A 15,698-nucleotide genomic window follows, 5' to 3' on the forward strand; every position below is an offset into this window, starting at 1 on the left:
CATGAAGCCGGAATTTGGTCCAGCAGAGAGAAAAAGGTCGCCATAAAGCTTCCATGAGGCCGGAAATTGGTTCAGCAGAGAGAAAAAGGTCGCCAGTTTTTCTAGTAGGTGATGAAAACGGGAAGTTTTTACACATGTGGACCCTCATTTCTCGAATCGTTTCCTTACCCCTGGAGGAAAGGGATTTTATGAATAATGTTAGATTTTGAGTTCAAAAAGTGGCTCCATTATCCGTTGTCCGGGAGGAATGGAGCCATTATTATCGGATGTCATTCAGTTCCTATCCGATCTTTGCCACTAGATGGTTTAATAGCTGTGTAACGTGTTTTGGCTTTTTAGTGATATGAAATGCTATCTTTTTGTTGCTATCGCTTTACATACGATAAAGGTATTTTAGAACTAACTAAAATCTCTGTGTATGTGTTTTTGTATGTCTTCTATAACTGTTTTTGCAGCTTTTGGACTTAATATTACTTTGCCATTTGCCAGGACTAAATTGTTCGGAGATATTTCACCTGTTACCTGACAAACTTCTTCATTTGGTACGTATTTTTTAATAATAATTTGATCGTCATCTATGAAAACTTCCATTAGATCCTTTATATTGATTCCAAAGGATTTTCTGAGTTCTATTGGTAGAACAATCCGTCCCAATTCATCAACTTTTCGCACAATGCCAGTTGCCTTCATAATATTATCTCCTTTTGTTAATATAATTTATTGGTTTGTTTTCAAATTATTTATCACTTGTATCGTTAAATTAAGCTCTTGCATTAGTTGTTTATTCTATATATTTACGTTTAAAACATTTTTAATTTTTGTTAGATATTGAGATCTCATAATGATGAAATAGGTTACTTGGATGGCGAAAAAGACGCATAGGACAAACAAGGATTCTTTTATAAGTGAATAGCTAAACATGTTTTGCATGGCAATAAGGGCTACGAAGCCATGGAGACTGGCAACGAATAACGGGATAAAAAATAGGACCCCTAATTTAATCGTAATGATGGTTGATAACTCTTTTTCCGTAAGCCCCAACTTTGCGATCATTTCATATTCGCGTTTGTCTCCCTCCATATCGGTATAAAGCCGGAAATAAAGAAGACTTGCGGAAGATATGAAAAAGACTGCTCCTATAAAAAAGCCAATAAACAAGACAATATCAATACCTTGCTGAGCAATTTTCGCCGATTCAAGGAGCATGGTTCGAATACCAACTATGGTTCCAATCGATGAGAAGGTTATGGTAAGAACAACAGTTACCATAAATAACATTTGGGCGTTATCGCGCAGACGATAAATTAAGTTTGAAAGAACGATGATATTTACTTTATGTCGATATATTTTCTTTTGTTTTCTAATGCTGTGAAGGAAATAGACACTAAGCTGGGTGTAAAAGAAATAGGTTCCAAGAATGACAATGATGGTTACTGGAATCATAGCAAAGAAAACGAGAGCCTCCTGTACGAGTAACGCAGCAGCATAGCCTCCGCCCAGAAGGAAAACAGAAAAAATGGAAAGGGCAGGAGACGCTTTAGGTGCACGTTTCGGTTTTGCGCTTCCTGTGAAGAGATCAATTAATTGACTGCATCGGACAAAGGAAGTCGTAAAGATTGAAATAATTAGAAACAGCACACTAAAAGAAACGGAAGTTAGGAGAAGAGCTTGCCAGGGCCAATAAAACGGAAGCTCATTGGACATTCCTAACACATATTCGCTAATTAAAAGCAGAAGTTTCGCAAACAGTAACCCAATAGCTATACCGGAAATTGTGGCTGCAAATCCCATAAGCATATTTTCTAAAAAAATCAGGTTTCGCAATTGTTTATCCGACATTCCATTGATCGCTAAAATTCCAAATTCTTTTTTTCGTGATTTCAAAAATGAACTCATAGAATAAAGTACAAAAAGAAGAGAAAAAACATAAATAATCGCTTCTGCGAAATGCATACCAACAGAGACATATCCGCCAATTTTCTCTGTGGTGAAAGCTGGATGGAAAGCAAAAAGAGCGTAGATAAAGAAAACAGAAACCGAGAATACACTGCTTAAAAAATAGGCTAAATAAATTTGTCTGTTTCTCACGACGTTAATGAAAGCTAGTTTTCGGAATGTCATGATATCCTCCTTCCTGGTAAGTTAATGTTTGGTGCAATAGTTATCCCGCATTAACGGGCAATCCCACTTCAAGACTTTGAGTGGACAAAAATGTCAACTGCCCTTAAAAGCCCGATGATCAGAACTCCTAAAGACTCCACGTCCTGTGGAAGCGTCTGAGTGACCCGCATCCTCCCAAAAGCTGCCGCTTTTGGTCGTGCGATGAATATGCTGACGAAGCTTTCCTTGTCCTGCGGGCCTCAACTAACCATCAGTGGGGGATGGAAGTTTCACTCTATGCTTCATGTTTCCGAAAGAGCCCATAGCCGATTACCATCATGAACACGAAGGCCACCAATGAGAGGGTGAGAGAGTAAGAGATGGTAAGATTTCTCATCCCCCCTGAATTTGGGATTAAAGTCAGTGAGGGGAGAGACCAGAAATAATATTTTCCATAGGCGCTGTTTGTAATAACAACACTTGTAATCGATGCTGCTAAACTGATGCCAACGGGTACTCCAATATTAGGGAACCTTATGCTTAGAATCATCTGCAGGGCCAAGATAGGCAGGCAAGTTACCCAGCAAATGAGTGTATTAACGGCCATCGTACCGTAGGGGATGTTCCCTACACCCACAATGATCGCAGCTCCAATCGTTCCGACATAAAGAATGAACATAGAAAGACCGACGAATCCTATATGTATAATTGTTTTAGCGATATAAATGGATTTTAAATGCATAGGCAAAGTAAATAGATATTTCCAATTGTTTTCTGAGTGTTCAATTCTAGCAAGCCAAACGGCCATAACCGCAATCGATAACGGTAGAAGCAGGAGTCCGTAAAATGTTACGATTTGCCCTAATAGTTTTTCCCAGGGAACCGCATTTCCTTGAAGAAATACATCCTGATAACGGACAAAATTGTAGGCCCCAAATGTCACCATTAATAGAGGCGCTGCACACATCAATAGCCAAACATAGGAGCGCTTTAACTTCATTAACTCCATCATTAATACATTTCCAAACGTCATGCTGCATTCACCTTCATTTCTGTTTCATATATTTATTACATATCTCGTTGGGAAAATTCCCGATACCCTATAATTAAACATAAAAGACCCACCACCATGGACTGTCCCATATACCATGTAATATTAATTTCTTCATTCAACCGGATCGGAAGCACCAAATAAGGATAAACCCAAGGCAGCCATCGTGTTAGGGCTGATTGCAATAGAAATATGGCAGCTACCGTACCACAGATGGCGACGGCTAAAGGAATGCCAGGATTATGGAATTTGATACTGAGCCAAAATTGAATGGATAGCACAGCAAAAGCGCCAATCATCGCAGCACTGAGCGTTTGAATAAGCTGACTATACGGTATTTCGCCAGGTAATTGGAGTATAGTTGCACTGCCCAGCATGCCAATGCCAAGCAAAATAGAGCTTACAAGTAAGAAAAAGATGACCAAAATGATTTTTGCAAAGTACACATCTCCTCGTTTGATTGGAAGGGCGAGGAGGTACTTCCAGTTGTTATCTGTATTTTCATTCATTATAAGCATGCTAGATAGAACGGCTGCTAGGATTGGGAGTATGAGAACTGCCCAGATTATCGCATGCTGTTCAATAAAAATGGTCCAAGGTACATCTCCTTCTTTAACTACACTCGTATAGCGAATTCGAAAATTGGCATACTGTAACAGCAAAATAAGGATTGGAGCTAAAACGACCGGAAAAACAATCCAATTGTTGCGAAGCTTTCCCCATTCAGCTGAAAGAACCTTATGAAACATCTAGATGGCCCCCTCTTTTCCTGTTAAATCCAAGAAGATTTCCTCAAGGGTTTGTACAGTCTCTACCAAATGAGAGACTTCAAATCCATTGCTGACAAGCTTTCTGTTGATGGCTGATACCGATTCACTTGGCTGTTCTACCAGCAGCATATCCTCTTCAATCCTGGCTTGAACCTTTTGCTGTAGCAGCAGCTCTTTTGCGTCCATTAAATTATTGACTTTGATTTCAATGCGGGGTTTTTGATCTCCCTTCAACTCTTCCAGCGTGCCATGAAACTTTAGTTTGCCTGATTGAATGATACCTACGTGAGAAGCGATCATTTCGATTTCAGCAAGGTTGTGACTGGAAATTAACACGGTTATACCAAAGTCTTTGGGCATCCGTTTAATTAACTGGCGAATTTCGTGAATGCCACTTGGGTCAAGACCGTTTGTAGGTTCATCTAATATTAATAGCTCAGGAGAACCTAGTAGAGCGAGGGCTATTCCTAGTCTTTGCTTCATTCCTAGAGAATACTGTTTCACTGGTTTATTGGAAACTTCAGATAACCGGACAATTTCCAGCACCTCTTCGATTCGCGCATTCGAAACTCCTAATATTTTACTTGAGAGTTTTAAATTCTCGAACCCGGTTAAATTTCGATAGTAGGAAGGAGCTTCGACAAGAGCACCTACTTTTCGAAGATTATCAATACGGTTTTCATTAAATGTTTTGCCAAATAGCTTTACTTCACCTTTTGTTGGTTTCATTAGTCCGAGGAGCATTCGGATGGAAGTGGTTTTACCTGCTCCGTTTGGCCCAAGAAATCCAAAAATTTGACCGCGTTTAATTTCTAAATTTACATGGTCAACTGAAAACTGATCTCCAAATTTTTTTGTTAAGTTCTTTGTAGATACTAATACTTCTCCTGCATCCTTATTCATTATTATCCCTGCCTTTATTATTGCCAAAGAACCCGTTAAGGCTTTTACACATGGCGTCTTTGAGCAAATTATCTATAACTTTAATATAATGGGAAGGCTATTTGACTACCATTGATTAACCTTTCATTACCTTACGATGTTGTAAGATAAAGTTGGGGAATTTGTCTAAGCTTTTAACTACGTATTTAAATTATGGAAGGATATGCTAAAATAAGCTGTTAGATGTAAGAGACACTTAACGCTCTACATATGGAAAATTTCGTTGAAGGAGTGAAAATCTATGTTTCGTATCTTAATTGTAGAAGACGATGAGAAGCTCGTATCTCTCCTTGAAAACTATATTCAGAGATATGATTTTGAAACATGCACCGTTCAAAAATTTGAGTGTGTGGTTGAAGAGTTTAAAGCCTTTTCTCCACATATTGTTTTATTGGATATTAATTTACCAAAATACGATGGGTATTACTGGTGCAGACAAATTCGTCAGTTTTCCACTTGTCCTATTTTATTTATTTCTGCTCGTGACGAAAAGATGGAACAGGTCATGGCCATGGAAAACGGTGGGGACGATTTTATTACAAAGCCTTTTGAATATGAGATCGTTCTTGCAAAAATAAGAAGTCAGTTACGGCGGTCCTATGGTGATTACGCAACGAATCAATCTAGCAGAACGATAACCCTTGAGGGACTTTCTCTTGATGTGGATCGAATGGTTTTAAGTTTCGGCTCCAATAAAGTCGAGTTAAGTCATACGGAAACAAGAGTGCTGAGTGAATTTTTAAGCAAGCCTGAATCTGTTATTAGTCGTGACCGATTACTTGAGAAAATTTGGGATGAGGAAGCATTTGTGGACGATAATACACTAAACGTTAATATAAATCGTGTGCGAAAGAAGCTTCAAAACCTCCACATTCATAACGCCATTTTGACCGTGAGAGGCAAAGGATATCGTCTCATTCCCAACTGGGAGAAGGGAGAATGAAGTTATTTTTCCGGGATCACGTTTCTTTTTGCTGTTTGTATGTCGGACAATTATTGCTTATAATGATGATTTTTTGGCTTGATGGATATCGCCATGCACCTACAGCTTTGTATGCATCCATTTTAAGTCTTATTCTCTTTGTTTGTTACCTAGTGGTTCGATACTTACGAAACCAAACATTTTACAAAAGGCTCTCAACACCTTTAAAATCATTGGATGATTTGAGTATGGAACGTCAATCTTCTCCTCTTACTCAATATTTAGACAGGTTTCAAGATGAACTGCGTCAATACTATCTACAGGAATTGGATAGTTACAAGATCAAATTTGATCGGCATATACAGTTCCTAAATCAATGGATCCATCAAATGAAAACGCCTCTTTCCGTTATGCACCTTATGGCACAAGAAAGAGATGATGAATTTTCTTCATCTCTTAACGATGAGATTGAACGCCTGAAAAATGGATTGGACATCGTATTATGTACGTCTCGGCTTGATTCCTTTGAGCGAGACTTTTATGTGGAATCTCTTAGCCTCTATTCTTTGGTTCGAAAAACAACCTCTGCACTGAAACGATTATTCATACGGAATCATATCTATCCAGAAATTTCGATCGATTCAAAACTTCACATCCACTCAGATGAAAAATGGATTTCTTTTGTTTTTACGCAACTCATCACTAATGCTATTAAATACACGGTAGATGACGGGCAGAAAATTCATTTTGAGGCAAAACAATTGAAAGACGAAGTTCTTCTTACTGTACGTGATTATGGAATTGGGATTCCAAAAAGTGACTTACCTCGTGTTTTTGAGCCTTACTTTACTGGTGAGAACGGACGCTCGTTTCAAGAGTCTACAGGAATGGGGCTTTTTCTTGTTAAACAAATTCTTGATGAATTAGGACACCGTATCGAAATAGAATCTGAACTCAATCAAGGCACAATCGTTCGAATCTATTTTAAAAGGAAAGGATAACTTTGAACTTCGATAACTGTCTAGCTCCACAAGGAACGCTACGGCAGCTTAATCATCGCACGACTAAAAGCGTTAGCTTTTAGGAGGAGCGCCTACCCCCTCGAGGTCACAAGCTTGTCCTGTTGCGGCTCCTAGGGACTCCTCGAGGTCATAAGCGGTTTCCTTTCAGAAGGAAGAACACCTTCTTACTGGAACCATCTTATGCCTGAGGCCCGCAGGACAAGGAAAGCTTCGTCAGCATATTCATCACACGATCAAAAGCGGCAGCTTTTGGGAGGATGCGGGTCATGCAGACGTTGCCACAGGACGTGGCGTTCTTAGTCTGCGTTCATTCGTGGGCAAGGCGCTTGCGCTCTCCTTAAATGGTAGTGAATTACAAGTTTGTAAGCGAATTGTAAGGTTAATCAATTTATCCTTCCTTGTACTAGCGCTATACTATCCTTACTTAGGAGGGAGTTAGATGAAAATATTAGAGGTTGAAGGATTGGGTAAAATTTACAAGGGGAAGGTTTCTCATTGCGCTCTAGATCGAATTAGCTTTTCAATCGATAAAGGGGAATTTGTTGGAATTATGGGCCCCTCTGGCAGTGGAAAGACGACTTTGCTTAATTTACTAGCGACGATTGATACACCATCTCATGGTATAATTCTAATAAATGGTAAAAATCCCCATGCTATGAATCGTAAAGAGAAAGCGCTTTTTCGAAGGAATGAACTTGGTTTTGTATTCCAGCAATTTAACCTTCTTGATACGCTGACAGTGGAAGAAAATATAGTCTTACCGTTGGCTTTAAATGGGGTGAAAACTCATGAAATGGACAAAGAAGTTGCACGCATTTCTCGACAATTTGGTATCGAATCTCTCCTAAACAAGCGAATCTATGAGATTTCAGGCGGACAAATGCAGCGAACAGCAATCGCTCGAGCTATTATTCATAAACCCTCTTTAATTCTAGCCGATGAACCAACCGGAAATCTTGATTCAAAATCATCTAAAGCCGTCATGGAAACTCTTACTGAGATTAATCGCAGTGAAAAGGCAACCACTCTCATGGTAACGCATGATCCAGTAGTAGCAAGCTATTGCAAACGAGTGATTTTTATCAAAGACGGCAAGCTTTATAATGAGATTTATCGAGGAGATAACCGTCCAGTCTTTTTTCAAAAAATCGTTGATGTTCTAGGCCATTTAGGTGGGGATATCCATAGTCTGACAATACGTAATGGATAATTACTTTGTTTATTTTACATATCTTAACACCTTAAAAAGCCGAAAGTTCAAAAAAACTTTCGGCTTTTATGTTTACAATCTATTTATTTTTGCTTGTTTTCCATTCCAAGTTTTTCATTAAGTAATAAAAAGTCAATATAAAGGGGATAAATGTAATTTATTTCAGTTTAAAGACACCTCTTTATCCAAATAAAGGTATTTGTGAGGAAGTAATCAGGTACAACGACCTTCCCTAAATACATTTTTATCCTTTTTTAGTGTAATTGTTATTATTTTACATAAAATTACTATTCTTTCCAAAAAGATATGTATATAATTCCAATTGTTAGGCGCCATGGTTGCTAAAACAAATTATGAGGAGGAATTTTAAAATGGAAGATTTGAAAAATGTAGTTGTAACTTTATCTGATGAGGAATTACAAGAGGCTTCAGGTGCAGCTGGCTGCGGATGGACTTGTACAATCACTGATGACTGCCCTAATAGCGTTTTCGTTTGCTGCTAATAACTATAAGTTAAATTGATTAAGGCAAGGGGGAATATTCCCCTTGTCTTAATTGTTTGATAGAAGATTTTTCATAGTCAATTGCGTGTCATACAAAACTGTTTTGTTCAGGGGGAAATATTATGTCGCATCAATTAGCTTCGACAGATAACGCTTTCCAGGCTTGGAACCGTGGACTTTACTTACACGAACGCTTATTGGGAAAAATAGTGGAAGTTGAGGAAGCTCAGGCGGACGACTGGTTTAAGAAAACGGGATTACCTCATGATCAAAGAAAGCGTCGTCTAGCCGAAGATGGCTTAACACCTGGCGATTTTGAATCTATCTTAGCTGGGAAGGATAATCCAATTGCGAAGGAGAAAGTTGACTGGATACAAACCATGACTGAAATCTTTAATGGACCTCATCTTTTGCAAAAAGATATTGAATTTGAAAATGAAGACGTACATAACAAGGAATTTTTACCGTTTGTTCAGCCCTTTTTAAAGTTTATTAGCCTTGAAATTTCAATTACATACAAAGCGTGGAAAAAGCAATTTGAGGACGTGCCTTTCGCAGAAGCTGTTATACAAAACAGTTTGTTAAAGGCTGCTGGTGAAAGTTTGTTAACCCTTTCCATGCGTGTTCTTATTTACGAATTAAATCTTAAGCGTATTAAGGGATGTTTGATTGGAGAAACACCGGAAGATCGATTTGTTGATTTTATTAAACGGTATACTTCAGATGAAAAGGATATTTATACCTTATTAAACAAATACCCTGTTCTTGCGAGACTAATGGTAGAGACCTCATGCCGATGGAAGGTAGCTTTATGTGAATCTATTGAACGCTTACTTAAAGATCTTCCTAAAATTATGGACGAGTTTAATGGGGATTTTTCAAAGTTACATCATATTCAAACTGGTAGTGGGGATTTGCATAGAGATGGTCGAAGTGTCCTGATTATGATGTTTGCTTCAGGTGAACGTCTGGTATATAAGCCTCGTTCGATGTCCATAGATGTTCATTTTAATCAATTATTGAAATGGCTGAATGAAAAAGGGAATACGCCAACACTTCATCCTGTTAAAGTTATTGATTGTGGCGCTTATGGCTGGCAAGAATATGCATGCCATGAAGAATGTAAAAATAGAAGTCAGATTGGACATTTTTACAAACGTTTAGGTGGTTATATAGCTATCTTTCATATGCTTCATGCTACTGATATTCATATGGAAAATATGGTGGCTTCAGGGGAGCATCCTCAATTTATAGATCTTGAATCTCTCTTTCAAAATTTTAATCCTATTGATGCAAGGGATTTAACTGCCTTACAAAAAACATCGGAAGAGCTGACGCAGTCAGTTCTTAGAACAGGTATTTTACCAGCTTCGCTATTCAAATCAGGTTCTTTCCGATCCATTGAAGTAAGTGGGATTGGAGGACATGCAGGCCAGAAACTTCCAAGACCGATTTACAAGTTTGCGAATAAAAAGACAGATGAAATGAGGATGTCTAAAGTTGTTGGGTATCACAAAGGTGCAAATAATCGTCCTTCATTGCCAGGTGAAGAAATTCTCCCGGAAAATTATCTCGAGGAAATAGTAGAAGGCTTTGAAAATGTCTATCTATTACTTGAGAAATATAAAGAAGAATTGGTAGCTGAGACCGGTCCCATTATGGCCTTCCAGGAGGATCATGTACGCTCAATCCTTCGTAATACTCAATCATATTCCACTATGCTGGAGGCCTCCCTTCATCCTGATAACTTGAAAAATGGCTTAGACCGCGTACAACTTTTCGATTACCTTTGGCGGATTATTGACCTTAATGAAAAGCTTGGGAATACCATCCCATCTGAAACGAAAGACTTATTATCTGCCGATATTCCATACTTTTCTTCTAAAGTAAGTTCTACATCTGTCTGGGATAGCCGTGGGAAAGAAACAGTACGGTTTTACGATCGTTCAGCACTCGAGCATACGTTAGCTCGCATTAAAGCCTTCAGCACAGAAGACTGTCAAAAACAAATTAGGTATATTCGAACATCCATGGCTACCATGCTAAAGCGTTGGGATTTCAAAGAATACCGCAGTGATGTGGCACATCAAGTTCCAGACTCCCTTGCAACAAAGGAAGATTTTTTGCAGCAAGCAAAAACGATTGGTGACAAGTTAATGAAGACGGCTTTCTGGGGTGACGGCAAAGAAGATGTTAGTTGGATTGGAGTAGGTGCTTCGCTTAATAATCGCTGGTTATTTACACCTCTGGATGCAACGATGTATGACGGAGTTTTAGGTGTGGCACTCTTCTATGCTTATCTGTCTGAGGTTTCTGGAGAAGAACGATACCAGCATGTAGCTCGTGCAGCTGTGAAATCAGCTTATGATTTCTTAGACCGGTATGATGGACTAGGCTCTCTTTCCGCATTCCATGGTTATGCTTCTGTAGCTTATGTCTTAAGCCATTTGGGTGTCCTGTGGAAAGACCAATCATATCTAGATGAAGCTATTAATTATCTGCTTAAATGTGAGAAATGGATCCATAAGGATGAGATGTTTGATTTAATTGGAGGCGTTTCTGGCACACTTTTAGTTGCCTTGAGACTTTATAAACTAACAGGATTAGAGAAAGCTCGATCCATTGCTGTAGAATGTGGTGATCATCTGATTCATCATGCCAGCAAAAGAGCACAAGGCTATGGATGGGTTTCTTCCATGGATGGGGAAACTGCTTTAGTAGGATTATCCCATGGTGCAGCTGGAATTGGATGGGCATTAGCAGAACTTTTTTCTTTTACAGATGATGAACGGTACCTTGAATACAGTAAGCAGGCTATCATGTACGAACGAAGTCGTTTTATTGAAAAAGAAGGAAACTGGGCTGATTTGCGTTATCGCGATGAACGCAAACGTCTTGGCATTACAACGCCGGTTCAATGGTGCCACGGGGCAGCAGGAATTGCTCTCGGGCGGCTAATGACATTAAAGCATTGGAAGGATAGTTCTATGATGGAGGAAATTGAGATTGCTATCAATACAACAATCAGAGAAGGGTTTGGGGGGAGTCACTGTCAGTGTCATGGTGATTTCGGAAACTTAGAAGTCCTGCTTCTAGCTTCAGATATCCTAGATGATTCATCCTTAAAAGCTAAAGCGCTCCAAATTGCATCTTCAATTATTGAAGAATCTCAGAGTGAAGGATGGTTTTGCGGGATACCCCAAAATGAAGAGACACCAGGTTTAATGCTTGGACTAGCTGGTGTTGGATTTGGATTGTTACGACTTGCTGATCCGCAATTGGTACCTCCTATTGTTGTGTTAGGTGGACCAATGGAATGACCACTACTCGTATTCGTGTTCCATTTGTTGAACAAATGGAACAATCAGAATGTGGGCTATGCTGTTTGGCAATGATTCTTTCTTATTACAAGAGTGAGTACACCCTTTGGGAATTGCGCAATAACTGGGGGGGCGGACGGGAAGGAATTAATCTCCTTATTCTCAAGAAAATTGCTGAATCACTTAATCTCAGAGCCATAGCTCAAAAGGTTCCGCTTCAAAGCTTAAATGAGATTCAATTTCCTGCCATTGCACATTGGCAGGGTAATCATTTTGTTGTGATTGAAAAGGTACGAAGAAATAAAGTATATATTTTAGATCCTGCTATTGGCCGCAGGGTTATTCTTTTTGAAGAATTGAATGAAATTAATTCCTTAGTTTGTTTATCATTAAAACCTGCACCCGAGCTCAAAATTCGAAAGGTAAAGAAGGTGTGGAGGGAATACCTTCGTTTTTTATTACAGGAGCCTCGCCTTGTCATAGCCATAATCACTTTTTCATTGTTTGTTCAGCTCATGGCTGTGGCTACGCCCATGTTTGTTCAGTTTATAGTTGATAACGTTATTGTTAAGGAAAATATGACCTATATAGACTTTCTTTTTATTCCGATCGTTTTAATTGTGATTATCCAGTTTGTTTTTTCATTACTACGAACAAGGACCTTGGTTCATCTTCAAAATCGGTTGGATTGGAATTTAATGACAGAATTTTTCACTCGATTACTGAAACTCCCGTACCATTTCTTTCAAATGCGAACCAGTGGAGACTTAATTTTAAGAGCGAATAGCAACATGATTATACGGGAAATTTTGTCTACGAGAACGGTAACAATGTTGTTGGATGGAGGATTGGTTCTTAGTTTCTTGGCTTATATGTTGTATAGTTCAGCCTATTTGTCCATCTATGTCATCGCAATTGCAGCTCTTCAAATTGTATTAACTGTGTTTAGTAATCGCTATATTGGCCGATTATCCCAAGAGGAGATTTTACGTCAAACGAAGGCTTCAAGCTATTTGGCAGAAGTTTTGCGCGGCATTTTGGTCGTTAAAGGAGAAGGGGTAGAGTCTAGCGTTTATAAACAGTGGTCCGGGTTATTTGGGGAACAAATTAAATCTGCTCAAAAAAGGGGCTTTTTCTCTTCCTATATTGAGAGTTCTATGCAAACGTTACGTATTGCAGCGCCTTTGATTATTTTACTAATAGGAACAAAGCTGGTAATGGATGGCGCAATGAGTTTAGGGGCCATGCTTGCTTTTTATACGCTGGCCATTAGCTTTTTTACACCTTTGGCCTCTTTGGTTACTACTACAAATCAAATGGTCTTGATGGGCACTTACTTCCGTCGAATACTAGATATTTTAGAAGCCGAACCAGAACAGGATGATGAAAAGGTTATAGAACCACCGTCCCTTAGAGGGGAAATTAAACTGGATAATGTTAGTTTTCGTTATAACCGATATGGACCTTTTGTTATAAAGGAGGTTTCTGCTGCAATTTCACCTGGTGAATTTGTAGCAATTGTCGGAACAACGGGATCAGGAAAAAGCACGTTAGCATCATTACTCATGGGACTTTATCAGCCTACAGAGGGGCAAGTATTATTTGATGGTTGTGATATCAGTAAACTCGATAAACCACGTTTTCGTCATCAAATTGGTTTGGTCACTCAGCAGGTACATTTGTTTAACTCATCCATTTTTCAAAATATTTCATTTCATAACTCGGCTATTACTCAAGATGAAGTTATTAGAGCTTCGAAGCTGGCAGAAATTCATGATGATGTTATGAAACTGCCAATGAATTATCAAACTATACTTTCTGAAGAAGGAAATAACCTTTCTGGGGGACAGCGACAGCGTATTGCTTTAGCTAGAGCACTTGCCCATCGTCCATCCATTTTGCTTTTAGATGAAGCAAGCAGTGCACTAGATACGGTCACTGAAGAACGTATTCACAAAAACTTAGAAGGTTTAGAATGCACACGTATTGTAATTGCCCATCGGTTAAGCACAATTAAAAACGCAGATAGGATTCTCGTTGTAGATGAAGGGAAGATTGTTGAAGCTGGCACACACACTGAGTTACTTTCATCAGGCGTTGTGTATCAAGAATTACTTCAAAAACAATTTGAGAAGAAGACTATGGAGGTTGTCACATGAAAAAAATTTTTTTAATTGCTGGAATCAGTCTTGTTGTTCTTATCCTTGGGGCCGGAATTTGGGCTTATAATAATCCTCAAGCAGCAATTGAAGTTGTTTTTGATATGGGCGGTATTGAAGAAGGGGAAGATATGCCACTGGTAAGCGGGAGTGAAGTCGATGGTGGAACTGCTTCTTTAGATGAGTATCAAGGAAAAAAGTTTGTAGTGATGGTTGGTCGTGTAGACTGTGATGTATGTAAAGAATCTTATCAAACCCTTGAAAAATTAGATGAGGACTTCTCTGAGACATCGTTTGTGATGATTGGAGAAGGTGATCAAACGGAATATGCTAAAGTTAAGAAGAATCATAACTTTACTTTCCCAATTATTTCTGCGAACGAAGACATCAAAAAAGAAATGAATTTCAAGACGTTCCCCGTTTTTTATCTAATTGATGAACAGGGGAAAGTTGCTCAAAGACTAAACGGTTATGATGAAAAACAGCTCGAGGATCTTTTAGGAGATGCTTTATGACGCTAAAAAGAAGTGTAAGGGCAGCTTTGCTGCAAGTTATATCAATCATTGGTTTATTGGTTTGTATGAATCTTTTGTTAGCACATTTGTCTGGCAATTTTTTCTGTCCCATTGGAGATTGTGTGAAAGTGAATAATAGTCAGTACGCAAGTCTAGCCGGGATTCCATTACCGATTTTAGGATTAGTTTTCTACACGATTTTATTTATTTCAACTTTTTTCATAGGGTCCACCTCCCTTATTCCTAAAATGGTTTCGATAGTAGGATTACTCTTTTCTATCTATCTAACATATCTTGAGGTTTTCGTTATTCAGGCAGTTTGTTTTTGGTGTATTGTCTCTTTTATATTAGTTATTATTGCTACTTTCATTGTATTTAGCAAAAATCCTTGCCAGGGTGTTTTGGCCGATCCCCTCGAAAAGTTGGAATAAGCACTGTATTTCCTGAATCACCTAAATTTCAGGGGAGTGATTAATCACCCGAAAGCATCTTTCAAAAAGTACCCTTATTCAAGGATGCTTTTAACCGTGCATTTTGTCAGTTAAGCTATATAAGGAAGGGAATATGAATGTAATCAAATTTATGAAATTACAAATATACCCAAATTCTGATTATATAGAAAGCTATCAGAAGTGAAAAATCAGCCCTACCTCTTAGGATCGCACCTATAAACTTTACTCATTATTTTGGAAGGTTTAGTGATTTAGATGGCAACATAAATAATTCTTTTGAATTGAAGTTTATAAGTGATGAATCACCTGAAATCATTACAAAATAGCTGTTCGACCTGTTAAGCATAAAATCTCATTCAAGGAAAAGTACATTGTTAAAGTATTTAAACTAAAGAACGGAAATGAAGCAGCATATATGGAGTTTAGAGGTTTTTGTGCATTGGTCTTTGAAAGAGATAATTGGCAATACATGCTTGGTATTGATAAAAGGGTTTCTGATAAGGTTCTCCTGGAGTATTTGTTGAAATAGCTAATTCAATTGATTATCCAAACGAAAAGAAAAATCCATTACAATAACAGTATTGCTTATTAAGTTAACGGGTTGCTTATGTTCAAGCTTAGCTGCCGAACCAGGCGGCTTTTTGTGCGACGGGCAGTCGCATAGAGTGTTGGCTGAGCTAACGCTCTTCTTTTCTTTATCCGACAGAGACGTCATTTCGATGAAACGACTGA

Annotated in this window: 14 protein-coding genes; 8 read left to right on the plus strand and 6 right to left on the minus strand. The window is 38.5% G+C overall.

Annotation, left to right across the window (positions count from 1 at the left end; genetic code table 11):
- Positions 1 to 399 precede the first annotated feature (399 nt).
- The 5 genes from L634_RS0125015 to L634_RS0125035 all read right to left on the minus strand — a co-directional run bounded on the left by L634_RS0125015 (position 400) and on the right by L634_RS0125035 (position 4,824).
- Positions 400 to 690 carry an AbrB/MazE/SpoVT family DNA-binding domain-containing protein gene (locus tag L634_RS0125015; RefSeq protein ID WP_026584788.1) on the minus strand — a complete coding sequence of 97 codons (291 nt, stop codon included), beginning with the start codon at positions 688 to 690 and terminating at the stop codon, positions 400 to 402.
- A 96-nt stretch (positions 691 to 786) separates the two neighbouring features.
- A complete protein-coding gene (locus L634_RS0125020) occupies positions 787 to 2,121 on the minus strand; it encodes an FtsX-like permease family protein (RefSeq protein ID WP_026584789.1) in 1,335 nt (444 codons plus the stop codon).
- Between the two features lie 274 nt (positions 2,122 to 2,395).
- The gene (locus L634_RS0125025; protein WP_026584790.1) at positions 2,396 to 3,133 is read right to left on the minus strand and encodes an ABC transporter permease; all 738 of its coding nucleotides are present in this window, start codon (positions 3,131 to 3,133) and stop codon (positions 2,396 to 2,398) included.
- 35 nt (positions 3,134 to 3,168) lie between these two features.
- Positions 3,169 to 3,900 carry an ABC transporter permease gene (locus L634_RS0125030; protein WP_026584791.1) on the minus strand — a complete coding sequence of 244 codons (732 nt, stop codon included), beginning with the start codon at positions 3,898 to 3,900 and terminating at the stop codon, positions 3,169 to 3,171.
- Positions 3,901 to 4,824, minus strand: a complete 924-nt coding sequence (locus tag L634_RS0125035) for an ABC transporter ATP-binding protein (protein WP_026584792.1) — start codon at positions 4,822 to 4,824, stop codon at positions 3,901 to 3,903.
- A 280-nt stretch (positions 4,825 to 5,104) separates the two neighbouring features.
- On the opposite strand from L634_RS0125035, the gene L634_RS0125040 reads away from it, so the two are divergent.
- From L634_RS0125040 to L634_RS0125080, 8 genes are all read left to right on the plus strand, one after another.
- A complete protein-coding gene (locus L634_RS0125040; RefSeq protein WP_026584793.1) occupies positions 5,105 to 5,806 on the plus strand; it encodes a response regulator transcription factor in 702 nt (233 codons plus the stop codon).
- Positions 5,803 to 6,786, plus strand: coding sequence for a sensor histidine kinase (locus L634_RS0125045; RefSeq protein WP_026584794.1), 984 nt, complete (start codon positions 5,803 to 5,805; stop codon positions 6,784 to 6,786). The genes L634_RS0125040 and L634_RS0125045 overlap by 4 nt, the downstream gene beginning before the upstream one ends.
- A 460-nt stretch (positions 6,787 to 7,246) precedes the next feature.
- On the plus strand, positions 7,247 to 8,017 hold the full coding sequence (locus tag L634_RS0125050) for an ABC transporter ATP-binding protein (RefSeq protein ID WP_026584795.1): 771 nt from the start codon (positions 7,247 to 7,249) through the stop codon (positions 8,015 to 8,017).
- Between the two features lie 371 nt (positions 8,018 to 8,388).
- Positions 8,389 to 8,520 carry a type A2 lanthipeptide gene (locus L634_RS33045; RefSeq protein ID WP_198029827.1) on the plus strand — a complete coding sequence of 44 codons (132 nt, stop codon included), beginning with the start codon at positions 8,389 to 8,391 and terminating at the stop codon, positions 8,518 to 8,520.
- Positions 8,521 to 8,642: 122 nt separating this feature from the next.
- Positions 8,643 to 11,840, plus strand: coding sequence for a type 2 lanthipeptide synthetase LanM family protein (locus L634_RS0125065; RefSeq protein ID WP_026584796.1), 3,198 nt, complete (start codon positions 8,643 to 8,645; stop codon positions 11,838 to 11,840).
- A complete protein-coding gene (locus tag L634_RS31730; protein WP_051428412.1) occupies positions 11,837 to 13,999 on the plus strand; it encodes a peptidase domain-containing ABC transporter in 2,163 nt (720 codons plus the stop codon). Before L634_RS0125065 ends, L634_RS31730 begins: the two co-directional genes overlap by 4 nt.
- Entirely contained in the window at positions 13,996 to 14,514 is a 519-nt protein-coding gene (locus L634_RS0125075; protein ID WP_026584797.1) for a TlpA family protein disulfide reductase, read from the plus strand. Before L634_RS31730 ends, L634_RS0125075 begins: the two co-directional genes overlap by 4 nt.
- On the plus strand, positions 14,511 to 14,945 hold the full coding sequence (locus tag L634_RS0125080; RefSeq protein ID WP_026584798.1) for a vitamin K epoxide reductase family protein: 435 nt from the start codon (positions 14,511 to 14,513) through the stop codon (positions 14,943 to 14,945). Before L634_RS0125075 ends, L634_RS0125080 begins: the two co-directional genes overlap by 4 nt.
- Before the next feature lie 550 nt (positions 14,946 to 15,495).
- On the opposite strand, the gene L634_RS34495 is transcribed toward L634_RS0125080, so the two are convergent.
- Positions 15,496 to 15,698 (minus strand): hypothetical protein (locus L634_RS34495; protein WP_026584799.1); only part of this gene is annotated, 203 nt, incomplete at its 5' end.

It is taken from the genome of Bacillus sp. J33 (assembly GCF_000518885.1).
GTDB lineage: Bacteria > Bacillota > Bacilli > Bacillales > Cytobacillaceae > Cytobacillus.